Source organism: Micromonospora sp. NPDC049102, assembly GCF_043197485.1.
In the GTDB taxonomy this organism is placed as follows: Bacteria; Actinomycetota; Actinomycetes; order Mycobacteriales; family Micromonosporaceae; genus Micromonospora.
Genome location: NZ_JBICTE010000022.1, coordinates 1 through 22,273, shown reverse-complemented (window position 1 = coordinate 22,273; position 22,273 = coordinate 1). Strand labels below are relative to the sequence as shown.

Below are 22,273 nucleotides of genomic sequence, written 5' to 3'. Positions count from 1 at the left end.
CCGGACCAGTGACCGGAGGGGTCCGTTCGGCGGTACGGTGCTGGCAGTCGCACCAGTTCCGGCCCGGGCAGTCGTCGTGCCGTCGGGCCCGGCACGCTCGGCAGATCATGCTCGTAGCCTAAGCCGCGGGAGGAGCAGGACAGCATGCCGCGTCAGATCTTCCAGCTGAAGATGTCCCTCGCCAGCGTCCGCCCGCCGGTGTGGCGACGGGTGCTCGTCCCGGCCGCCTACACGCTGGACCGGCTGCACCGCGTCGCCCAGCACGCCATGGGCTGGCGGGACTGCCACCTGCACTCGTTCGACATCGACGCGGTGGCGTACGGCGAACCCGACCCCGACGAGGGCCTGGCGCTGCACGACGAGCTGGACGTCCGGCTGGACGCGGTGCTCGGCAAGGGCAGCAGGTTCTCCTACACCTACGACTTCGGCGACTGGTGGGAGCACGACCTGGTCGTCGAGGACGCGCTGACCGCCGACCACGACGAGCGGTACCCACTCTGCCTGGACGGGGAGCGCGCGTGCCCGCCGGAGGGCATCGGTGGCCCGATGGGCTACCAGGCGCTGCTGGCGGCCCTGGACGATCCGGCTCATCCGGAGCGGACGCTGCTGGCGGGCTGGGTCACCGATCGCTTCGACCCGGCGTTCTTCGATCCCGCCGTCGCGACCACGCTGCTGCGTCGCTTCTGCTGAACGGGCCGGTCAGGCCGACGTCGATACCCCGTGTGCCGGCCTGAAACAGGGCGGTAACGATCTGGGAACGCTCCCAATGGTCTATTGACACCCTGGTAGTGCCCCGGCAATCTCATGGGAGCGCTCCCGGGGGAGTGGCGGAAGTCTCCTTCACAGCTCTCCCCGGACGTCCACGGCCGCTGGCCGAGCGGCGCGGGGCGCTACAGCACCCCACCACGTACGACACACCAAGCCTCACCACTTGAGAGGGGTCAGGATGAGCGTCACCTCACGTCGCCGCTTTGCGGCGATCGCGCTCGCGTCCGTCGCCGTGCTCGCCGCGGCAACCGCCTGCGGCGACGGCGACTCGTCGTCCGATTCGGACGGCGGCAAGGTCACTCTGGTCGTCGACGTCTTCGGCGACCAGGGCTTCGGCTACGAGGATCTCTACAAGCAGTACCAGACGGAGCACCCGAACGTCACGATCCAGGAGCGCGGCAAGGGCCTCGGCCTCGGCGACTACAACACCCGGCTGACGCAGCAGATCACCGCCGGTGCCGGTGCCGGCGACGTCGTCGCCCTCGAAGAGGGCACGATCGTGCAGTTCTTCGCGCAGGCTGACAAGTTCGTGAACCTGGCCGACCACGGCGCCAACGACCTCAAGGGCAACTTCCTGCCCTGGAAGTGGGAGGGTGGCCTCACGCCGGACGGCAAGGTGCTCGGTCTCGGCACCGACGTCGGCGGCATGGCCGTCTGCTACCGCAGCGACCTCTTCAAGGCCGCTGGCCTGCCGACCGACCGCGAGCAGGTCGGCGCCCTCTGGCCAACGTGGGACGCCTTCATCGAGCAGGGTCAGAAGTTCGCCGCCGCCGACAAGAAGCACAAGTTCGTCGACTCGGCGACCAACTTCTACAACATCGTGCTGATGCAGACGGCGGGCGCGGGCAACGGCTACACCTACTTCGACAAGAGCAACAAGCTCGTCGTCGGCGAGAACCAGGACGTGCAGTCCGCGTTCCAGCAGACCACCAAGATGATCAGCGCGGGTCTGTCCAACAACCTGCGCAGCTTCTCGAACGAGTGGAACGCCGGTTTCAAGAACGGCAGCTTCGCCACCATCGGTTGCCCGGCCTGGATGACCGGTGTCATCAAGGGGCAGGCCGGTGACGCGGCGGCCGGCAAGTGGGACGTCGCCAAGGCGCCGGGCAACGGCGGTAACTGGGGCGGTTCCTGGCTGGCCGTGCCGAAGTCCAGCAAGCACCAGAAGGAAGCCGCCGAGCTGGCTAAGTACCTGACCACCGCCAAGAGCCAGACCGAGGCGTTCAAGAAGGTCGGTAACCTGCCGTCGTCGCCGCAGGCTCTGGAGGACCCGGCCGTGCTCGCCGCGACCAACGAGTACTTCAGCGGCGCGCCGATCGGCAAGATCTTCGCCGCTGGCGCCAAGGAGCTGAAGCCGGTCTACCTCGGCCCGAAGAACCAGGCGGTCCGGGACGCGGTCGAGAACGCGCTGCGCAGCATCGAGCAGGGCAAGGCCGCCGACGCCGCTTGGCAGGACGCGGTGAAGAACGGCCAGGCAGCAGGCAAGTAACGGCTGTGACGCGCTCACGGGTGGTGCCGCTCCGGCGCCACCCGTGAACCCGCGTCGGAACGCCCTGCCGCGGCGCCCACGACGGTGCCGCCGAGTGTGAAGGACCGCTCATGAGCTCCCTGAAGACCCCCGCGCCACCGGGCGCGTCGGCCCGCGGGCCGCGCCCGGCGCCACGGCACTCAACGGCGCGCCGCCGGCAGTTGAACCGGCTGGACCTGCGCTTCACCCCGTACGTCTTCGTCCTGCCGTTCTTCGTGCTCTTCGCGATCTTCGGCGTCTACCCGATCGTCTACACGTTCTGGATCGCGATGACCGACCGGTCACCGATGAACGCGACGATCAGCTTCGTCGGTCTGGACAACTTCGTCGAGCTGTTCACGAACGACCCGCAGTTCTGGAACGCGGTCGTGAACACCTTCGGGATGTTCGCGCTCTCCACCATCCCGCAGCTGATCATCGCGCTGCTGCTGGCGAACGCGCTGAACCGGCGCATCCGGGGCCAGATGTTCTTCCGACTGGCCATCGCGATGCCGATCATCACCTCGACCGCCGTGGTGGCGCTCATCTTCTCGATGATCTACGCCCGCGACTTCGGCCTGATGAACTGGCTGCTCGACCTGGTCGGCGTCGGCCCCATCGACTGGCGGGCCAACCGCTTCGCCTCCTGGTTCGCCATCGCCACGATGGTCGACTGGCGGTGGGTGGGCTACAACGCTCTGATCTACCTCGCGGCGATGCAGTCGATCAGCAAGGACGTCTACGAGGCGGCCGCTCTCGACGGCGCCTCGCAGCGCCGCCAGTTCTGGTCCATCACCATCCCGCAGCTGCGTCCCACCATCATCTTCACGCTGATCATCTCGACCATCGGTGGCCTGCAGCTCTTCACCGAGCCGCTGATGTTCACCAGTGGCTCGGGCGCGCTCTCCGGCGGCACGGAGGGGCAGTTCCAGACGATCACGATGTACCTGCTGGACGTCATGAACCAGCGGTTCCGGTGGGGTTACGCGGGCGCCGTCGCCCTGGTGCTGTTCCTGCTGATCGCGTCCGTCTCGTTCCTCAACTACCTGCTGGCCCGCCGCATCAGCTCCGACAAGTGAGGGTGGCCCTCCCATGACCAGTACCACTCTGCGACCGCCGACGGTCCGGCCACCGGCCGATCGCGCCGGCATCCGCCACCGGGCGGAGAAACTCTGGACGGCCAGCCCACTGACCTGGTTCGGGCTCGTCCTCGGCGTCATCCTGTCGCTCTTCCCGTTCTACTGGATGATCGTCATCGCCTCGCGGACCAGCGACGCGGCGAACTCCTGGCCACCGCCGTTCCTCCCGGGCGGCAAGCTGGGCGAGAACATCCAGCGGGTGCTCGACAACGGCGACGCCAACATCGTCAAGGGCCTGATGAACTCGTTCCTGGTGTCGGGCACGATCACGGTGGCGACCGTGTTCTTCGGCTCGCTCGCCGGGTTCGCGTTCGCGAAGCTGCGCTTCCGCGGCAAGAACGCGCTGTTGCTCATCATCCTGGCCTCGATGATGATTCCGATTCAGCTCGGCGTGCTTCCGCTGTACATCCTGATGGCGAAGCTGGAATGGCTGAACACGATGCCGTCGGTGACGGTGCCGTTCCTGATCGGCGGCTTCGGCATCTTCATGATGCGCCAGTACGCCGAGCAGGCGGTGCCCAACGAGCTGATCGAGGCGGCACGCGTCGACGGCTGCTCCACCTGGCGTGTCTACTGGCACGTGGTGGTGCCGGCGCTGCGACCGGCGGCGGCGGTGCTCGGCCTGCTCACCTTCATGGAGCAGTGGAACCAGTTCTTCTGGCCCTTCGTGGTGCTCGCGGACCCGGCCAACCCGACCGTGCAGATCTCGCTGCGCAGTCTGAACACCGCATATTTCGCGGACAATTCTCAGATTTTCGCGGGTACGCTCATCGCGACCCTTCCGCTGTTCATCGTCTTCGTTCTGTTCGGCCGCCAGATCATTGGCGGGATCATGGAAGGTGCCGTCAAGTCGTGAGCAACACCGCCAGCCCATCCGCCGTCGACCTCCTTGACGAGCGTTCCGGGCTGACCTTTCCGCCCGGCTTCCTGTGGGGAGCCGCGACCGCGGCCTACCAGATCGAGGGGGCGGCGGCCGAGGACGGCCGCACCCCGTCGATCTGGGACACCTTCAGCCACACCGAGGGTCGGGTGGTCAACGGGCACACCGGCGACGTGGCCTGCGACCACTACCACCGGCTCGGTGACGACGTCGCGTTGATGGCCGAGCTGGGCCTGAAGTCGTACCGTTTCTCGGTCTCCTGGCCCCGGGTGCAGCCCGGTGGCACGGGCGCGGCCAACCCGCAGGGCCTGGACTTCTACCGGCGGCTCGTCGACGACCTGCTGGCCCACGACATCGAGCCGTGGCTCACCCTCTACCACTGGGACCTGCCCCAGGAGCTGGAGGACGCCGGCGGCTGGCCGTCGCGGGACACCGCCGCCCGCTTCGCCGACTACACCACGCTCGTCGCCGACGCGCTCGGCGACCGGGTGCGCTACTGGACGACGCTGAACGAGCCGTGGTGCTCGGCGTTCCTCGGGTACGGCTCCGGCGTGCACGCCCCCGGGCGGTCGAACGGTGCGGACTCGGTCCGCGCCGGTCACCACCTGATGCTCGGGCACGGCCTGGCCGTGCAGGCGCTGCGGGCCGTCCGGCCCACGGCCGAGGTGGGCGTCACCGTCAACCTGTACCCGGTCGACGCGGCCACCGACGCCCCCGCCGACGTCGATGCGGCCCGCCGAATCGACGGGCTGGCCAACCGCTTCTTCCTCGACCCGCTGCTGCGCGGGTCGTACCCGGAGGACCTGGTGGCCGACCTGCGCACGGTCACCGACTTCGACCACGTCCGCGACGGCGACCTGGCGACCATCTCCACGCCGCTGGACCTGGTCGGGATCAACTACTACAGCCGGCACGTGGTCGCCGCGCCGATCGAGGGCGCCGAGCCCGAGCCGTACTGGCGGGCACCCTCCTGCTGGCCGGGCAGCGAGGACGTCCGGTTCGTCACCCGGGGCGTCCCGGTCACCGACATGAACTGGGAGATCGACGCCCCGGGCCTGGTGGAGACGCTCCAGCGGGTGCACGAGGAGTACACCGACCTGCCCCTGTACGTCACCGAGAACGGTTCCGCGTTCGTCGACACCGTCGTCGACGGGCAGGTCGACGACGTCGACCGGCTGGCCTACTTCGATGCCCACCTGCGGGCCTGCCACGAGGCGATCAACGCCGGAGTGCCCCTGCGGGGATACTTCGCCTGGTCACTGATGGACAATTTCGAGTGGGCCTGGGGTTACACCAAGCGCTTCGGCATGATCCATGTGGACTACGACAGCCAGCTTCGCATCCCCAAGTCCAGCGCCAGGTGGTACGCCTCGGTGATCCGACGCAACGGTCTGGCCGCACAATAGGCTCGGGCCAGCCATCAGGGCGGTCCCGGCGTCCATCCTCGGGTGGGGCCGGGTCCGCCCGCCGTCGGAGGAGCAGACGATGACAACGCAGCGCACCCGCTCGCTCGGGCGCCCGACCCTCGACGCGGTCGCGGCGCGCGCCGGCGTGGGTCGGGGCACGGTCTCGCGCGTGGTCAACGGCTCGCCCCAGGTCAGCCCGGAGGCCCGGGCCGCGGTCCAGCAGGCCATCGCCGAGCTGGGGTACGTGCCGAACCGAGCCGCCCGAGCGCTGGTCACCCAGCGGACCGACTCCGTCGCCCTGGTGGTGTCCGAATCCGGGGAGCGGGTCTTCACCGAGCCGTTCTTCGCGGCGATCGTGCGGGGGATCAGCTCCGGTCTGCTGGAGACGCCCATGCAGCTCTGGCTGGCGATGGCCCAGTCGCCGGTCGAGCGGGAGCGCGTCGAGCACCACCTCACCAACCAGCACGTCGACGGCGTACTGCTGCTGTCGCTGCACGACTCCGACCCGCTGCCCACCCTTCTGGAGGAGCGCGGCCTGCCCGCGGTGCTCGGTGGCCGACCGGCCCGGATGCTGCAACCCGGTGCCCAGCCGGCGTGGTTCGTCGACGTGGACAACGTTGGCGGCGCGCGGCAGGCGGTGGAGTACCTGACCGGCCAGGGCCGGCGGCGGATCGCCACCATCGCCGGTCCGCAGGACATGGGCGCCGGCCTGGCCCGACTGGCCGGCTACACCGAGGCCGTCAAGGCCACCGGCGTCGGCGTCAACCCCGACCTGATCGCGTACGGCGACTTCAGCGAGGGCAGCGGGGCGACCGCCATGCGTCGGCTGCTGGACGCCTGCCCGGACCTGGACGCCGTCTTCGTCGCGTCCGACCTGATGGCGTTCGGTGCGTTGCGTACCCTGCGCGACGCCGGTCGGCGTGTTCCGCAGGACGTCGCCGTGATCGGTTTCGACGACGCGCCGATCGCCCGGCAGGCGGAGCCACCCCTGACCTCGGTGTTCCAGCCGGTGGAGGAGATGGGCCGGCAGATGGCCCGACTGCTGGTCGCCCGCATCCGCGGCGACGACCTGCCCGCCCCCCACATCCTCCTGGACACCCAACTGGTCCACCGCGCCAGCGCCTAACCCCGTCCCCGTCCCCGTCCCCGTCGATCTTGCACTTGCTGTGGCGACATAAAGGGCATCCCCCGCGAACCGTCGACAGAAAGTGCAAGATCGACGTGCTGTGGGGTGGGGGTCGGGAGGGGTGGGGGTGGGGGGTGGGGTTAGGGGAGCCAGCGGCGGAGTTCGCGTTTGGCCAGGGAGTTGCGGTGGACCTCGTCGGGGCCGTCGGCTAGGCGGAGGGTGCGGGTCTGCGCCCAGAGGGCGGCCAGGGGCGTGTCCTGGCTGACGCCCGCGCCGCCGTACCCCTGGATGGCCTTGTCGATCACCCACTCGGCCATCGCCGGCGTGCCGATCTTGATGGCCTGGATCTCGGTGTGTGCGCCCTTGTTGCCGACGGTGTCCATCAGCCACGCGGTCTTGAGCACCAGCAGGCGGGCCTGTTCGATGCGGACCCGGGACTCGGCGATCCACTCCCGGACCACGCCCTGCTCGGCGAGCGGTCGGCCGAACGCGATCCGTTCGTTCGCGCGGCGGCAGAGCAGTTCCAATGCCCGCTCAGCCATTCCGATCAACCGCATGCAGTGGTGGATGCGGCCCGGACCGAGCCGGGCCTGGGCGATGGCGAAGCCGGTGCCCTCGGCGCCGATGAGATTGTCCGCCGGCACCCGTACGTCGGTGAAGTCGATCTCGGCATGCCCGCCGTGTGAGCCGTCGGTGTAGCCGAAGACGGTCATGCCCCGGCGGACGGTCACCCCGGGGGTGTCGCGGGGGACGAGCACCATGCTCTGCTGGCGGTGCCGGTCGGCGTCCGGGTCGGTCTTGCCCATCACGATGAAAATCTCGCACCGCGGGTCCATCGCGCCGGACGACCACCACTTGCGGCCGTTGATGACGTACTCGTCGCCGTCGCGGGTGATCCGGGTGGCGATGTTGGTGGCGTCGGAGGAGGCGACCTCCGGCTCGGTCATGCAGAAGGCGGAGCGGATCTCCCCCTCCAGCAACGGCATGAGCCACCGCTCGCGCTGGGCGTCCGAGCCGAACTCGGCCAACAGTTCCATGTTGCCCGTGTCCGGTGCCGCGCAGTTGACGGCCTCGGGCGCGAGGTGCGGGCTGCGCCCGGTCAGCTCGGCGAGCGGGGCGTACTGGAGGTTGGTCAGGCCGGCGCCGTAGCGCGGGTCGGGCAGGAACAGGTTCCACAGGCCGCGCTTGCGGGCCTCGGCCTTCAGCTCGGCCAACACCGGGGTACGCGACCACGGGTCACCCACGGCGACCTGCTCGGCGTGCACCGGCTCGGCCGGGTAGACGTGCTCGGTCAGGAACCGGGTCAGCTCCTCGCGCAGCTCCTCGGTCCGGGCGTCGTACGCGAAGTCCATCACCGCTCCCTGGCGGCGGTCAGTCCGTACGCGACCAGCGGTGCCACCATCTCGCCGATCCGGTCGAAGCCCTCGCCGAGCGTCTGCCCGAGCGTGTGGCGGTAGTGGATGCCCTCGCAGATGACCGCGAGCTTGAAGCAGCCCAGCGCGACGTGCCAGTGCAGCGGCCCGACGTCGACGTCGCTGCGCCCGGCGTACCTGTCGATCAGCTCGGCGCCGGTGGGGAAGCCGGCGCGTGGGCCGAGGCCGTCGGCGACGGGGTTGCCGGCAGCGGTGTCGCTGTCACCCAGCACGTCCCAGTACGTCAGCAGCAGCCCCAGGTCGGCGAGGGGGTCGCCGAGGGTGGCCATCTCCCAGTCGAGGACGGCGTGCACGGCCACCGGGTCGGCGGAGGCGAGGAGGTTGTCGAGGCGGTAGTCGCCGTGCACGATGCGGCCCGCGTTGGCGCCCTCCGGGGCGGTCGCGGCGAGCCTGTCGCGCAGCTCGTCGATGCCGGGCAGGTCGCGGCTGCGCGAGCGGTCGAGCTGGCCGGCCCAGCGGCGGACCTGCCGGGCAAGGTAGCCCTCGGGGCGGCCGAAGTCGGCGAGCCCGACGGTGGCCGGGTCGACGGTGTGCAGCGCGGCCAGGGTGTCCATCATCGCCATGGCGAGGGCCTGGCGTCGCTCGTCCCCGAGTGGGTCGGTCTGGGCGCGGGTCCGGAACACCTCGCCGGGTACGCGTTCCATCAGGTAGAACGGTGCGCCGAGGACGGCGGTGTCGGTGCAGAGCAGCAGCGCGCCGGGCACCGGTACCTCGGTGGGCGCCAGCGCCGAGATGACCCGGAACTCGCGCGCCATGTCGTGCGCGGTGGCCAGCACGTGCCCCAGCGGTGGGCGGCGCAGCACGACCTCACGGTCGCCGAGGCGCAGCAGGTAGGTGAGGTTGGACTTGCCACCGGCGATCAACTGGGCCCGCATCGGCCCCGCGGCCAGCTCGGGGCGGTGCGTCGCCAGGTAGTCGGCGAGCCGGTCGAGGTCGACACCGGCGGGGGCGGCCGGAACAGCGCCCGGCCGGAGCGCGCTGGCGGCCGGATCGGTCATCCGACTAGTTCATGGCAGCCCGCTCACGTTGTCAAGGTCAGATTTTCCCCTCGGGACATGCCTCTGCAACAGGGACGAAATGGTCAACCACCAGGCTGTTGTCAGCCTGCCGGCCGTCGCCGGCCCGCCGAGCGGAGGGACAGACATGTTGCTGCGAGTTCGGGTCACCCTGCCGGACCGTCCGGGCACCCTCGGCCAGGTCGCCCGCACGCTGGGTGTCTCCGGCGCGGACATCGTGCAGGTGGTGGTCCTGGAGCGTCTCGGCGGGCGCGCGGTGGACGACTTCACTGTGGTGTGGCCGGGCGCGGCCCGGGTGGAGCGCCTGCTGGCCGGCCTCGCGGCGATCCCGGGTGTACGGGTGGACGGGGTGTGGCGGGCGATCGGCGCGCCCACCACCACCGGTCAGGACGCGGAGCTGCTGGCCCAGGTCGCGGCCAACCCGGCCGATGGGCTGGCCACCCTTGTCGACGCCGTGCCGGGGCTGCTGGCGGCCGACTGGGCGGTCGCCGCGGTGGTCCCGGTGGACTGGGCGTCGCGCAGCGGGGGCGGCGGGGCGACGGTGGGTCACGCGAGCTGGCGCGCTCCCGTACCGCCGCGGTTGCCGGAGGTGACTCCGCTGCGCGGCCGGTCGATGACCACGCCCGACGGCACCCACCACGCGATCGCCCCGTTCGGCCGGGCGGGCCTGGTGCTGGTGGTCGCGCGCGAGCACAACGAGACCCTGTGCGCCGCGGGTTTCCACAGCACCGAGGTCGACCGGCTCACCCAACTCGTGCGGGCCAGCGCGGTGATCCTCGGCGACCGACTGGACCTGGTCGGCGCGCCACCGGTGGTCGCCGGCCCCTCCTGAGCAGCGCGAGGAGTTCCCGGGTCGACACCGGCGAGCAACCGGACGGCAACAGCCGCGGGCGAGGCTCTGGGTGGGAAGGGAGCCAACCATGACGTTGTGGCGGATCCGAGCGACAGTGGACGACCGGCCGGGTTACCTGTCGGTCCTCACGGCGAGCCTCGCGCTGCGCGGGGTCAACATCCTCACCGTGCAGGTGCAGCCCACCGAGCAGGGCGCGGTGGACGACTTCCTGGTCGACGCGCCGGACGCGCTCGACGAGGCCGAACTGATCGCCGCCGTCGAGCGGGGTCGCGGGCGGGACTGCTGGGTGGCGCGCAGCGAGGCGCGCGGCCTGGCCGACCAGCCGACCCGCGTGCTCGGGCTGGCCAATCGGCTCGTGCGCGACCCGGACGCGACGGGTGAGGCGCTGCGTACCCTGCTCGGCGCGGACTCGGTGAGCTGGCGACCGGCGGCGACCGGCGACGACCGGGGCATCGCCGACACGAGAATGCTCCTGGCCGATCCGGCGGGCGGTTCGTTCGCGCTGCGCCGGGCCGCGCCCGCCTTCACCCCGGCGGAGTACGCCCGGGCGCAGGCCCTGGTCGAGCTGGCGGCCACGGTTACCCGTCGAGCCGCCGAGCAGGTCACCCTGGTACTGCCCAACGGTGCCGAGGTGGCGGTGCGGCCGGCGAACGCGGACGACCTGGCGGGTGTGCTGGAGCTGCACGAGGGGTGCTCCCCGCGCAGTCGGGAGCGGCGCTACCTGAGCGGGGCGGCACTGCCGCGGCAGGACCGGCTGCGCCGTCTGCTGGAGCCGACGCGTGGGCTCACCCTGGTCGCCACGACGACCGACGGGGACGGCACGGTGGTCGCCATGGCGAACCTGCTCGGTGAGGGCGACGAGGCCGAGGCGGCGCTTCTGGTACGCGACGACTGGCAGTGCCGTGGCCTGGGTTCGGCCCTGCTGCGCCGGCTGGTGTCACACGCCGACCGGGCCGGGTACGCGGCGTTGGTGCTGCACGTGCGGGCGGACAACGCACCGATGCTGCGGACACTGCGCCGGCTGGACCGGCCCAGCTCGGTGCAGCGGGATGCCGGTCTGCTCACCCTGACGCTGCCGCTGTCGGTTGCCGTCCCGGCCGCGCGCCAGGGCGTCTCCCGGTCGCCGGCCGGATCGGAGGGTTCGCGGACGCCCGTGGACCAGGTGACGCGTTGACCGTGTGATCGGGGCGGGGTCCCCGTCACGCCGGTGGGCGTGACGGCGCTGGGGTGCGGCATGGGCTTCCCAATCGACGAGGCGCACATTACATTGTCGAATATCCATGGGAGCGCTTCCATGACCCATGGTCACGCCGCCACCCCCGCTGTCGCCGGTGGCCGTGCCGCCCCACGCCGTCCCGCGTTGGTGCGACCGCCGGCGGCGCCTGGTGAACAGGAGCCGTTCATGCGCCACCTGACCCGGCCGTTGACCGGCCACCCCGGCCGGTCGCCCGTCGCCGACCAGCCCTGGCCCCGACGGCTGCTGGCCGCCGGCGTCGCCCTGCTCACCGGTGTGTCCCTCGCGGTCGCCGCGCCGACGCCCGGGCCCGCGTCCGCCGCACCGTCCTTCAACTACGCCGAGGCGTTGCAGAAGTCGCTGCTGTTCTACGAGGCGCAGCAGTCCGGTGAGCTGCCCGACTGGAACCGGGTCTCCTGGCGCGGCGACAGCGCCCTCACCGACGGCGCCGGCACGGGCGTCGACCTCACCGGCGGCTGGTACGACGCCGGTGACCACGTGAAGTTCGGCTTCCCGATGGCGTTCAGCGCCACCATGCTCGCCTGGGGCGCGGTGGAGTACCGCAGCGGCTACAGCGCCTCCGGCCAGCTCCCGCACCTGCTCAACAGCCTGCGCTTCGTCAACGACTACTTCGTCAAGGCGCACCCGTCGGCGAACGTCCTCTACGGACAGGTCGGCAAGGGCGACGACGACCACAAGTGGTGGGGCCCGGCCGAGGTGCTGCCGATGGCGAGGCCCGCGTACAAGATCGATGCGAGCTGTGGCGGCGCGGACCTGGCGGGGGAGACGGCGGCCGCGATGGCCGCCTCCTCGATGGTGTTCCGGCCCACCGACGCGACCTACGCGGACAAACTGCTCACCCACGCGCGGCAGCTCTACACGTTCGCCGACACCGTGCGGAAGGCCTACAGCGAGTGCATCACCGACGCGGCCTCGTTCTACAAGTCGTGGAGCGGCTACCAGGACGAGCTGGTGTGGGCCGCCATCTGGCTCTACCGGGCCACCGGCGACGCCAGCTACCTGACCAAGGCCGAGAGTGAGTACGACAAGCTCGGCACCGAGCCGCAGTCCACGACCCGCTCCTACAAGTGGACGATCGCCTGGGACAACAAGCAGTTCGGCGCGTACGTGCTGCTGGCCAACCTGACCGGCAAGCAGAAGTACGTCGACGACGCCAACCGCTGGCTGGACTACTGGACCGTCGGCGTGAACGGGCAGCGGGTGCCGTACTCGCCGGGCGGGATGGCCGTGCTCGACTCCTGGGGCGCGCTGCGCTACGCCGCCAACACCTCCTTCGCCGCGCTTGTCTACAGCGACAAGACCACCGACACCACCCGCAAGGCGCGCTACCACGACTTTGCCGTCCGGCAGATCAACTACGCGCTCGGCGACAATCCGCGCAGCTCCAGCTACGTCATCGGGTTCGGCGCCAACGCACCGAAGAACCCGCACCACCGGACCGCGCACGGCTCGTGGTGGGACAGCCAGACCGTGCCCGTCGAGACCCGGCACACCCTCTACGGTGCGCTGGTCGGCGGCCCGTCCTCGGCCAACGACGCGTACAGCGACAGCCGGTCGGACTACGTCATGAACGAGGTGGCCACCGACTACAACGCCGGCTTCACGTCCGCGCTGGTCCGGCTGACCTCCGAGTACGGTGGCACCCCGCTGGCGAACTTCCCGGTCGCCGAGACGCCGGACATCGACGAGATGACCGTGGAGACCACCGTCATGCAGGCCGAGCCCCGGGCCACCGGGCTCAAGGCGGTCATCTACAACAAGTCGGCGTTCCCGGCCCGCGCGCTGACCACCGGAAAGTTCCGGTACTACTTCCGGCCCGACGGCAGCGGCCCGGTGCAGGTCACCTCCGGCTACACCCAGGGCTGCCCGTCCCCGACCACCGCCAAGCAGTTCAGCGGCGACATCTGGTACGTCGAGGTGGACTGCACCGGTTACACCATCGCCCCGGCAGGACAGTCGGCGCACCGGATGGAGGTCCAGTTCAAGATCGGCGTGCCGGAGGGCGGCACCTGGAACCCGACCAACGACCCGTCGTACCAGGCGACCGCCGGCCCGAACCGCAAGGTTCCGCTCTACGCCGGCAGCACCCGCGTCTGGGGCGACGAGCCGGGGCCGGTCGTGCCGGACACCACCGCGCCGAGCGTCCCGGGCAAGCCGATGGTGTCCAACCTCGCGTCCCGCTCGGTAACCCTGACCTGGTCGGCGTCCACCGACACCGGTGGCAGCGGCTTGGCCGGCTACGACGTCCGCGAGGTGCAGGTCAACAGCGACACGGTAATGGTCCGGCCGGTCACTGGCACGACGTTGACCATCACGACGCTGCTGCCGGCGACGTCGTACGAGTTCACCGTCATGGCCCGCGACGGCGCGGGCAACACGTCGGCGGCCTCACCGGTGCTCACCGTGACCACGCCGCCGACCGGCTCCACCGACACGACCGCGCCGAGCACGCCCGGCACACCTGTCGCCTCGGCGGTCACCGCCACCGGCCTCACCCTCGCCTGGACGCCGTCCACCGACAACGTGGGCGTCGCCGGTTACCGGGTCTACCGCGAGGCCGGCACGACCGACGCGCTCGTCGGGTCGCCGACCAGCAGCACTCTCGCCGTGACCGGGCTGACCGCCTCCACGGCGTACCAGTTCTACGTGGTGGCCGTCGACGCGGCCGGCAACACCTCCGCGGCGTCCGCGCCGGTCGCGGTGACGACGGCGGCACCGCCGGTCGGCGGCACCTGCTCGGTGGGGTACGCCACGACGGGCTGGAACACCGGCTTCACCGCCACGGTGACGATCACCAACACCGGCACCGCCGCGATCAACGGCTGGGCACTGCGGTTCAGCTTCGCCAACGGGCAGGCCATCAGCCAGGGCTGGTCGGCGACCGTCAGCCAGTCCGGGGCGGCGGTCACCGCGACGAACCTGTCCTACAACGGCACGATCGCGCCGGGCGTGTCGGTGAGCTTCGGCTTCAACGGCACGCACAGCGGCAGCAACCCGAAGCCGACGGCCTTCACCGTCAACAACACCACCTGCGTCGTCGCCTGAATCGTCGCGGCCGGTCACCGTCTCCCGGTGACCGGCCGCGTCACGCCGCGCACCGCAAAACACTTCCGAAACTTTTCCGAAACTTCGTTGCTCGGACCGGCGCGTGGTTAACATCGACTGAGTTAGATATATCAACCAGCATTTCCGGCCGTCCCGCCTCGGCGGCCCGGGTCCAGGCCAACAAGGAGGCCGAGATGGCAATGAGCCCATCCGTTCATCGCGGCGGTACTCGGCGACGGCGAACGCCCGTCGTCCGAGCGCTGCTCGCCGGCGCGTTCAGCGTCGTGACCGTCGCCGCCGTCGCGGTGATGATGCCCTCGGCGAACGCCGCGGCCACCACGCTCGGCGCGGCCGCCGCGCAGTCGGGCCGGTACTTCGGCACCGCCATCGCGGCGGGCCGGCTCAGCAACTCGACGTACAGCACGATCGCGGCGCGTGAGTTCGACATGATCACCGCTGAGAACGAGATGAAGCCGGACGCGACGGAGCCCCAGCGGGGCCAGTTCAACTTCACCTCCGGCGACCAGATCTACAACTGGGCGACCCAGCGTGGCCTGAAGGTCCGTGGGCACACCCTGGCCTGGCACGGGCAACAGCCGGGGTGGATGCAGAGCTTGAACGGCAGCAGCCTGCGCCAGGCGATGATCGACCACATCAACGGCGTGATGGGCCACTACCGGGGCAAGCTCGCCGCGTGGGACGTGGTCAACGAGGCGTTCAACGAGGACGGCAGCCGTCGCAGCTCGAACCTCCAGGGCACCGGCAACGACTGGATCGAGGTGGCGTTCCGCACCGCGCGGGCGGCCGACCCGTCGGTCAAGCTCTGCTACAACGACTACAACATCGAGAACTGGTCGTACGGCAAGACGCAGGGCGTCTACCGCATGATCCAGGACTTCAAGTCCCGCGGCGTGCCGATCGACTGCGTCGGTCTGCAGACCCACTTCACCGGTGGCAGCTCGCTGCCGAGCAACTTCCAGACCACGCTGTCCAGCTTCGCCGCGCTCGGCGTGGACGTGGCGCTGACCGAGGTCGACGTCACCAACTCGTCCACCACCCAGTACGCCGGGCTCACCCAGGCGTGCCTGAACGTGCCGCGCTGCATCGGCATCACCGTCTGGGGCGTACGCGACAGCGACTCCTGGCGCTCGAACGAGAGCCCGCTGCTCTTCGACGGCAACGGCAACAAGAAGGCCGCCTACACCTCCGTCCTCAATGCGCTCAACGCGGCCCCCCCGACCTCGGGACCGACCGTGAGTCCGACCGTCAGCCCGACGGTCAGTCCGACGGTCAGCCCGACCGTGAGTCCGACCACGAGCCCGCCGCCGACTGGCGGTGCCGGCCGGATCGTCGGAGTGCAGTCGGGCCGGTGCATCGACGTGCCCAACTCCACGCAGACCAACGGCACCCGCGTCCAGCTCTACGACTGCAACAGTCAGTCGAACCAGCAGTGGACGTACACCTCCGGCAAGCAGTTGCGGGTCTACGGCAGCAAGTGCCTCGACGCGAACGGCGCGGCCACCGCCAACGGGACCGGAATCATCATCTGGGACTGCAACAGCGGGGCGAACCAGCAGTGGAACATCAACTCCAACGGCACCATCACCGGTGTGCAGTCCGGCCGCTGCCTGGACGTCTGGGGCACCGGCAACGGTCAGCAGGTCCAGCTGTACGACTGCCACGGGCAGACCAACCAGCAGTGGCGGACCGACTTCGGCGGCACCACGCCGACCACGCCGCCGCCGACGTCGGCTCCGCCGACCACCACGCCGCCGCCGACGAGTGGCTGCGCGCTCCCGTCGACCTACCGGTGGTCGTCGACCGGCGCGCTGACGAGCCCGAAGAACGGCTGGCTCTCGCTCAAGGACTTCACGAACGTGGTCTACAACGGCCAGCACCTGGTCTACGGGTCGTACGTCAACAGCAGCGGCCAGTACAGCTCGATGAACTTCGGCACGTTCACGAACTGGTCCGACATGGCCTCGGCCAGCCAGAACGGGATGAGCCAGGGCACGGTGGCGCCCACGCTGCTGTACTTCGCCCCGAAGAACATCTGGGTGCTGGCGTACCAGTGGGGACCGACCTCGTTCAGCTACAAGACGTCGAGCGACCCGACCAACGCCAACGGCTGGTCCTCGGCGCAGACGCTGTCCACCGCCACCCTCTCGGACGCCCCGTACGGGGTGATCGACCAGACCCTCATCGGTGACGACCAGAACATGTACCTGTTCTTCGCCGGTGACAACGGCAAGATCTACCGGTCGAGCATGCCGCTGGGGAACTTCCCGGGCAGCTTCGGCTCGACCTATACGACGATCATGACCGACTCGACGAACAACCTGTTCGAGGGCGTCGAGGTCTACAAGGTGGCGGGCCAGAACCAGTACCTGATGATCGTGGAGGCGATCGGCAGCCAGGGACGCTACTTCCGGTCGTTCACGGCCACCAGCCTGGGCGGCTCGTGGACCCCGCAGGCCGCCAGCGAGAGCAACCCCTTCGCCGGCAAGGCCAACAGCGGCGCCACGTGGACCAACGACATCAGTCACGGTGACCTGGTCCGTACCAACCCCGACCAGACCAAGACCGTCGACGCCTGCAACCTCCAGTTGCTGTACCAGGGCAAGGACCCCGGTGCGGGCGGCGACTACAACCGGCTGCCGTGGCGGCCGGGTGTACTGACCCTCCAGCGCTAGGCGTCACTCCGTTCGCGGAGAACGGGGGCGCTCAGCACGTCGAGATCTTGGACAGTTTCCGTTTCGCCAGAACGGGAACTGTCCAAGATCTGTGACCGGAGTACGCAAACTGCCGTACCCGGGATGACGTCGTGGGGCGGACGCGAAACGGCCCGCGTCGGGCCACGGTGGTGGCATGACTGTTGCCGCACGGAACTTCACCATCGCCGGTCTCGTCGTCGGCGCCGCGGGCATCGGCGTGCTGTGGGCCGTAGGCGTCGAGTTCCCCGTCGCCGTACCGCCCGGGATCGTCATCCTGGTGGCCGGCGCCCTGTTTGTCGCGCTCGCCCCGTGGCGCTGGTCGCCGGAGTGCTCGCCACAAACACCGCCCGGCGGACGCCGCAGCGCCGCTGACCCCGGCGGCTCGGCGTCAGTTGGTGAGGTCGTCGGCGAGCAGGTCCATCAGCAGGGCGTCGTGCCAGCGGCCGTCCTCGCCCCGCTCGTAGCGGCGCATGATGCCCACCGGGCGGAAACCCACCTTGGCGTACGCGCGGATGGCCGCGCTGTTCGCCGCCGCCGGGTCGATCGTGAACCGGTGGTGGCCGTATTCGTCGATCAGGTGCCGGGCCAGGGTGCGGATGGCGTCGACGCCGAGACCTGCACCGCGTGACTCGGGAGCGAGGAACACGTCCAGGCTGGCGTGGCGGTAGTCCGGGTCCGGCTCGGAGTGCCACTGGATCGCGCCGATCACCCTGCCGTCGTGCTCGATGGCGTACAGGGCGAGGTCGTCGTCGTTCAGGTCGGCCTGGATGGACGCGGCCAGGTCGTCGCCGCCGCGCCACCACCGGCGTACCTCCGGGTCAGCCCGGATGGCCGCGAGGGCCGGCACGTCCGCGACCGTCGCCGGTCGCAGGGTAACCGCCCGCCCGTGCAGCATCGGCTCAGCCCCGGATCTCGCCGTGCTCGACGCAGATCGCCGACCAGCCGACCGGCAGCACCTGCACCTTCATCCGACGTCGACAGTGCGCGCAGTAGCGCGGCGGCTCCAACTGGCGGGCCGTCGCGCAGCCCGGGTGGGGGCCGGCTGCCGCCGCCTCGCCGCACCTGTCGCACCAGAGCACGGCAGCCGTGGCCGACCGACCCTCGCGGGTCGGGTCGGCGTCGGAGGTCGTCGTCATGGTCGTCACAGCGTGGCGGAGAGGGCCTTGACCGGCATCTTCAGCTCGTCCAGCAGGTCAAGGTCGGCGGTCGCCGGTCGACCCAACGTGGTCAGGTAGTTGCCGACGATCACCGCGTTGATGCCGCCCAGCAGGCCGTCGCGGGTGCCCAGGTCACCGAGTGTGATCTCGCGGCCGCCCGCGTACCGCAGGATGGTGCGCGGCATGGCCAGCCGGAACGCGGCGATGGCCCGCAGCGCGTCCTTGCCCTCGACCACCGGACGGTCGCCGAGCGGGGTGCCGGGGCGCGGGTTGAGGAAGTTCAGCGGCACCTCGTGCGGGTCGAGTTCGGCGAGCTGCGCGGCGAACTCCGCCCGCTGCTCGACGGTCTCGCCGAGGCCGAGGATGCCGCCGCAGCACACCTCCATGCCCGAGTCGCGGACCATGCGCAGCGTCTCCCACCGCTCCTCCCACGAGTGGGTGGTGACCACGTTCGGGAAGTACGACCGGCAGGTCTCCAGGTTGTGGTTGTAGCGGTGCACACCCATGTCGACCAGGTCGTCGACCTGCTCCTGCGAGAGCATGCCCAGCGACGCGGCGACCTGGATGTCGACCTCGGCCTTGATGGCGGCGACGCCTTCGCGCATCTGCTTCATCAGCCGCGCGTCGGGACCGCGCACGGCGGCCACGATGCAGAACTCGGTGGCCCCGGTCTTCGCGGTCTGCTTCGCGGCCTCGACAAGCGACGGGATGTCCAGCCAGACCGAGCGCACCGGGGAGGTGAACAGACCGGACTGGGAGCAGAAGTGGCAGTCCTCCGGACAGCCGCCGGTCTTCAGCGAGACGATGCCCTCGACCTCGACCTCGGGGCCGCACCACCGCATCCGCACGTCGTGCGCGAGTTGGAGGGCGGCGGGCAGGTGCTCGTCGGGCAGGTTCAGCACGGCGAGGACGCCAGCCTGGTCGAGGCCGACGCCGTCACCCAGGACCTGGGTACGGGCCTGGTCGAGGATCTCTGGCATGGCTCGTACCCTACAAGGCCCCGGCTCCACCCGGTATGACCTGCCGGCGGCGCAGACGGACGCCGGGCCGCGCCCGGCGGACGACCGCGCAGGTCAGGCCGCGCGTCACCCGCACGGCGACCGGGGGTGACGACCTTTTGACGGTACGTGGTGGTCCGTGTCGTCGGGTCGACGTTCGACGCCGCTGCGCGTCGCGTGCCGAGTGGATTCGTCGAGTCGCGGACGGCGGGTGGTAATTTCGCCCGGCGGACGTCGGCGTGACCGGCGCGGACGGCGGTGAAGGGGTGACGGTGGCGGACTGGCTGGCGGCGCTCGATCGTCGCGCGCAGTTGAGGGCGAAGGCCGGGTTGACCCGGCGGCTGCACCCGCGTCCCGCCGACGACCGGATGACCGACCTCGCCGGCAACGACTACCTCGGCCTGGCCACCCACCCGGAGGTCACCGCCGCGGCCACGGCGGCACTGTCGGCGTACGGGCTGGGCGCGACCGGGTCACGCCTGGTGCGCGGGTCGACCGACGCGCACCACGCCCTGGAGGCCGAGCTGGCGCAGTGGCTGGGCACCGACCAGGCTCTCGTGTTCTCCTCCGGCTACCTGGCGAACCTCGGCGCGTTGCGGGCTCTCGTGCAGCCCCGGACCCTGCTCGTCTCGGACGCGCACAACCACGCGTCGCTGATCGACGGCTGCCGGATCTCGGGCGCCGAGACGGTGGTCAGTGCGCACGCCGACGTGACGGCGGTGGCGGCAGCCCTGGCCGTGGCGCCGGGACGCCCGGCGGTCGTGGTCACCGAGTCGGTCTTCTCGGTCGACGGCGATCTCGCACCGCTGGCCGATCTGCACACGGTCGCCCGCCGCTACGGCGCGCTGCTGCTCGTCGACGACGCGCACGCGCTCGGCGTGACCGGCCCGTCCGGTGCCGGCGCGGTGGCGGCCGCCGGTCTGGCCGGCGAGCCGGACGTGGTGGTCACCGCCACCCTGTCCAAGGCGCTCGGCGGGGCGGGTGGCGTCGTCGCCGGTCCGGCCGAGTTCGTCCGGCACCTGGTCGAGACCGGTCGTACGTTCATCTTCGACACGGCGCTGCCGCCGGCCGTGGCGGCCGGGGTGCACGCCGCGCTGCGGCTGGCCCGGGCCGGCGACGACCTGCGCGTCGAGGTTGCCGACCGGGTGGCGCTGGCGGTCGGTCGACTGCGCGCGGCCGGGCTGGCCGTCTCCGCGCCGGACGCGGCGGTGATCTCGGTGGCGGCGCCGGGTCCGGGGGCCGCGACGACCTGGGCGGCCGACTGCCGGGACCGCGGTGTCGCGGTGGGCTGCTTCCGGCCGCCGTCGACCCCGGACAGCCGCTCCCGGCTGCGCCTGACCGTCAGCGCCGGGGTGCCGCGGGCCGACTTCGAGCGGGCGCTGGACGTCATCGTGGACACTGCGCCGTGACGGCGTGGGAGGGGCCGGTGCTGGTCACCGGTACCGACACCGAGGTGGGCAAGACCGTGGTCACGGCGGCCATCGCGGCGGCCGCACAGGCCGCCGGCCTCCGGGTGGCGGTGGTCAAACCCGGCCAGACCGGCACGGCCGGCGGTGAGCCGGGTGACGTGGACGTGGTCAATCGGCTGGCCGCGCCGCTGACCGGTCGTACCCTGGCGAACTATCCGGACCCGCTCGCGCCGCTGGCCGCTGCCCGGGTCGCGGACCTGCCTCCGTTGGAGCTGTACACGGCGGTGGACGCCGTCCGCGCGGAGGCGGACAAGCACGACCTGGTCCTCGTTGAGGGGGCCGGTGGTCTGCTGGTGCCGATGGGGCTACGTCCGTCGGGTGAGCCGTGGACGATGGCCGACCTGGCGGTGTCGCTCGGCGCGCCCGCGGTGGTGGTGGCCCGGGCCGGGTTGGGCACGCTCAACCACACGGCGCTGACCCTGGAGGCGCTGGACCGTCGGGCGGTACCGGCCGGGGTGGTGATCGGTGCCTGGCCGGCGTCGCCGGAGCTGGTGCACTGGACGAACCTGACCGACCTGGTGCCGAATCTGCTGGGCGCGGTGCCGGCGGGGGCGGGCGCGATCGATCCGGGGGTGTTCCGGCGGTCGGCGCCGGGGTGGCTCACTCCGGCGCTGCACGGGGTGCTCGACGACTGGCGCGTCTGGGCCGAGGAGAGCAGCTGAACACCTGTCGACGAACTGGGGTAGGGGAACGGCGTCCACCCACCCGTCCGGCGTTGGGTGGGGTCGGTACGGGGGCCGAACAGTCGGGCCGGCCCTGCGGCAATCTGAACCGTTTCGGTCAAGAATGCCGCGGAGGCTCTCGGACCTTGGCTTCACCAGTCATTGCGTGCTGGTCGAGCTGAACCCTGCGTCGAGCCGGACGACCAACCCTCGCTGCCGGGGCAACTCTCAAGGAAGAAGCGTCGATGATCGGCGGGGTTCGCCGCGCTCTGGTCAGTCGTCGGCCGGAGCGGGGCGGTTCTTGGCGATCCACGCTCGTACGGCCTTGCCGTCCCAGACACGGCCCATGCTCAAGGTGGCGAGCGGGTCGGGGAAACCTTTGCGGCCCACGATGATCGTGGCGCGCTGCTTACTGATGCCCCCAAGCAGGTCGCGGATCTCATCGAGCCCAAGCAACTCCACGTCTCGACGGTAGGAGTCCTGGGACTTGCTCTAGGGGCTACCGGGTCGTACAACGCTTTAGGGGGTTGCCCTCGTACAACCTCCCGTGTTGCCATGGATGAATGACCCGACGCGTTACTTTTGCGGAGTATCTGGCGGCGGTAGCCATGACCCTCGCCCGCAGGCACAAGCCGGTGTGGTCGTGGATCAAGTGGCGGAAGGTGTACGTCATGAAGGCCGGGCTGATCATCCAACGGCGAACCGCCCCGGCGGGTGTGCAACCGAGGCGGTCCAGTTCGCGCTTACGGGCCTAGTACTGCTACGGAGGTTCGTTACTTTTGGCGGCTTCGAGTCGTTTGCGGTAGTGGCTGGCTTTCGCTTGGGCTTGCCGGTGACGGCGCCAG

The 22,273-nt window shown here is 70.6% G+C and carries 18 protein-coding genes; 12 read left to right on the top strand and 6 right to left on the bottom strand.

The genetic code is table 11. The annotated features are described in order from the left end of the window. Positions 1-144 precede the first annotated feature (144 nt). From ACGFH9_RS20525 to ACGFH9_RS20500, 6 genes are all read left to right on the top strand, one after another. Positions 145-690 carry a plasmid pRiA4b ORF-3 family protein gene (locus ACGFH9_RS20525; RefSeq protein ID WP_393221564.1) on the top strand — a complete coding sequence of 182 codons (546 nt, stop codon included), beginning with the start codon at positions 145-147 and terminating at the stop codon, positions 688-690. 256 nt (positions 691-946) lie between these two features. After that, the gene (locus tag ACGFH9_RS20520; protein ID WP_355233900.1) at positions 947-2,257 is read left to right on the top strand and encodes an extracellular solute-binding protein; all 1,311 of its coding nucleotides are present in this window, start codon (positions 947-949) and stop codon (positions 2,255-2,257) included. 110 nt (positions 2,258-2,367) lie between these two features. Further along, positions 2,368-3,354: a sugar ABC transporter permease gene (locus ACGFH9_RS20515; protein WP_355233898.1), complete on the top strand. Its 987-nt coding sequence runs from the start codon at positions 2,368-2,370 to the stop codon at positions 3,352-3,354. Between the two features lie 13 nt (positions 3,355-3,367). Further along, complete coding sequence (locus ACGFH9_RS20510) at positions 3,368-4,270, top strand: carbohydrate ABC transporter permease (RefSeq protein WP_393221560.1); 903 nt, start codon at positions 3,368-3,370, stop codon at positions 4,268-4,270. Further along, the gene (locus ACGFH9_RS20505) at positions 4,267-5,700 is read left to right on the top strand and encodes a GH1 family beta-glucosidase (protein ID WP_355233896.1); all 1,434 of its coding nucleotides are present in this window, start codon (positions 4,267-4,269) and stop codon (positions 5,698-5,700) included. Before ACGFH9_RS20510 ends, ACGFH9_RS20505 begins: the two co-directional genes overlap by 4 nt. A 79-nt stretch (positions 5,701-5,779) precedes the next feature. Further along, positions 5,780-6,826, top strand: a complete 1,047-nt coding sequence (locus ACGFH9_RS20500) for a LacI family DNA-binding transcriptional regulator (protein WP_393221558.1) — start codon at positions 5,780-5,782, stop codon at positions 6,824-6,826. A gap of 140 nt (positions 6,827-6,966) precedes the next feature. On the opposite strand, the gene ACGFH9_RS20495 is transcribed toward ACGFH9_RS20500, so the two are convergent. Together ACGFH9_RS20495 and ACGFH9_RS20490 are read right to left on the bottom strand one after the other, a co-directional pair. Beyond that, a complete protein-coding gene (locus tag ACGFH9_RS20495) occupies positions 6,967-8,178 on the bottom strand; it encodes an acyl-CoA dehydrogenase family protein (RefSeq protein ID WP_355233892.1) in 1,212 nt (403 codons plus the stop codon). After that, a complete protein-coding gene (locus ACGFH9_RS20490; protein ID WP_393221554.1) occupies positions 8,178-9,257 on the bottom strand; it encodes a phosphotransferase family protein in 1,080 nt (359 codons plus the stop codon). The genes ACGFH9_RS20495 and ACGFH9_RS20490 overlap by 1 nt, the downstream gene beginning before the upstream one ends. Positions 9,258-9,402: 145 nt before the next feature. On the opposite strand from ACGFH9_RS20490, the gene ACGFH9_RS20485 reads away from it, so the two are divergent. From ACGFH9_RS20485 to ACGFH9_RS20470, 4 genes are all read left to right on the top strand, one after another. Beyond that, complete coding sequence (locus tag ACGFH9_RS20485; RefSeq protein WP_393221551.1) at positions 9,403-10,107, top strand: amino acid-binding protein; 705 nt, start codon at positions 9,403-9,405, stop codon at positions 10,105-10,107. 88 nt (positions 10,108-10,195) lie between these two features. Then, positions 10,196-11,302: a GNAT family N-acetyltransferase gene (locus ACGFH9_RS20480; RefSeq protein WP_393221549.1), complete on the top strand. Its 1,107-nt coding sequence runs from the start codon at positions 10,196-10,198 to the stop codon at positions 11,300-11,302. 228 nt (positions 11,303-11,530) lie between these two features. Further along, the gene (locus ACGFH9_RS20475) at positions 11,531-14,428 is read left to right on the top strand and encodes a glycoside hydrolase family 9 protein (protein ID WP_393221734.1); all 2,898 of its coding nucleotides are present in this window, start codon (positions 11,531-11,533) and stop codon (positions 14,426-14,428) included. Between the two features lie 194 nt (positions 14,429-14,622). After that, entirely contained in the window at positions 14,623-17,121 is a 2,499-nt protein-coding gene (locus ACGFH9_RS20470; RefSeq protein WP_393221547.1) for a non-reducing end alpha-L-arabinofuranosidase family hydrolase, read from the top strand. Positions 17,122-17,530: 409 nt separating this feature from the next. Here the strand turns inward: ACGFH9_RS20470 and ACGFH9_RS20465 are convergent, their stop codons facing one another. Genes ACGFH9_RS20465 through bioB form a run of 3 tightly spaced genes read right to left on the bottom strand, consistent with a single transcriptional unit; the run spans position 17,531 to position 19,279 of the window. After that, positions 17,531-18,037, bottom strand: coding sequence for a GNAT family N-acetyltransferase (locus ACGFH9_RS20465; protein ID WP_393221545.1), 507 nt, complete (start codon positions 18,035-18,037; stop codon positions 17,531-17,533). 4 nt (positions 18,038-18,041) lie between these two features. Further along, positions 18,042-18,278 carry a hypothetical protein gene (locus ACGFH9_RS20460; protein WP_393221542.1) on the bottom strand — a complete coding sequence of 79 codons (237 nt, stop codon included), beginning with the start codon at positions 18,276-18,278 and terminating at the stop codon, positions 18,042-18,044. Between the two features lie 5 nt (positions 18,279-18,283). Then, a complete protein-coding gene (bioB, locus tag ACGFH9_RS20455; protein WP_393221540.1) occupies positions 18,284-19,279 on the bottom strand; it encodes a biotin synthase BioB in 996 nt (331 codons plus the stop codon). 290 nt (positions 19,280-19,569) lie between these two features. Between bioB and ACGFH9_RS20450 the strand changes: the two genes are divergently transcribed. Continuing rightward, entirely contained in the window at positions 19,570-20,706 is a 1,137-nt protein-coding gene (locus tag ACGFH9_RS20450; protein WP_393221732.1) for an 8-amino-7-oxononanoate synthase, read from the top strand. A gap of 17 nt (positions 20,707-20,723) precedes the next feature. Next, positions 20,724-21,428 (top strand): dethiobiotin synthase, encoded by a 705-nt coding sequence (bioD, locus tag ACGFH9_RS20445; protein ID WP_393221729.1) that lies wholly within the window; start codon positions 20,724-20,726, stop codon positions 21,426-21,428. 273 nt (positions 21,429-21,701) lie between these two features. On the opposite strand, the gene ACGFH9_RS20440 is transcribed toward bioD, so the two are convergent. Then, entirely contained in the window at positions 21,702-21,890 is a 189-nt protein-coding gene (locus tag ACGFH9_RS20440; protein WP_355063886.1) for a hypothetical protein, read from the bottom strand. Positions 21,891-22,273: the final 383 nt, after the last annotated feature.

Bases quoted from the DNA above. Each gene is read 5' to 3' on its own strand.
- ACGFH9_RS20520 (WP_355233900.1), top strand. From the start codon at position 947: ATGAGCGTCACCTCACGTCGCCGCTTTGCGGCGATCGCGCTCGCGTCC.
- ACGFH9_RS20490 (WP_393221554.1), bottom strand. From the start codon at position 9,257: ATGACCGATCCGGCCGCCAGCGCGCTCCGGCCGGGCGCTGTTCCGGCC.
- ACGFH9_RS20525 (WP_393221564.1), top strand. From the start codon at position 145: ATGCCGCGTCAGATCTTCCAGCTGAAGATGTCCCTCGCCAGCGTCCGC.
- ACGFH9_RS20465 (WP_393221545.1), bottom strand. From the start codon at position 18,037: ATGCTGCACGGGCGGGCGGTTACCCTGCGACCGGCGACGGTCGCGGAC.
- ACGFH9_RS20495 (WP_355233892.1), bottom strand. From the start codon at position 8,178: ATGGACTTCGCGTACGACGCCCGGACCGAGGAGCTGCGCGAGGAGCTG.
- ACGFH9_RS20510 (WP_393221560.1), top strand. From the start codon at position 3,368: ATGACCAGTACCACTCTGCGACCGCCGACGGTCCGGCCACCGGCCGAT.
- ACGFH9_RS20500 (WP_393221558.1), top strand. From the start codon at position 5,780: ATGACAACGCAGCGCACCCGCTCGCTCGGGCGCCCGACCCTCGACGCG.
- ACGFH9_RS20470 (WP_393221547.1), top strand. From the start codon at position 14,623: ATGGCAATGAGCCCATCCGTTCATCGCGGCGGTACTCGGCGACGGCGA.
- ACGFH9_RS20480 (WP_393221549.1), top strand. From the start codon at position 10,196: ATGACGTTGTGGCGGATCCGAGCGACAGTGGACGACCGGCCGGGTTAC.
- ACGFH9_RS20460 (WP_393221542.1), bottom strand. From the start codon at position 18,278: ATGACGACGACCTCCGACGCCGACCCGACCCGCGAGGGTCGGTCGGCC.
- ACGFH9_RS20475 (WP_393221734.1), top strand. From the start codon at position 11,531: ATGCGCCACCTGACCCGGCCGTTGACCGGCCACCCCGGCCGGTCGCCC.
- bioB (WP_393221540.1), bottom strand. From the start codon at position 19,279: ATGCCAGAGATCCTCGACCAGGCCCGTACCCAGGTCCTGGGTGACGGC.
- ACGFH9_RS20485 (WP_393221551.1), top strand. From the start codon at position 9,403: ATGTTGCTGCGAGTTCGGGTCACCCTGCCGGACCGTCCGGGCACCCTC.
- ACGFH9_RS20515 (WP_355233898.1), top strand. From the start codon at position 2,368: ATGAGCTCCCTGAAGACCCCCGCGCCACCGGGCGCGTCGGCCCGCGGG.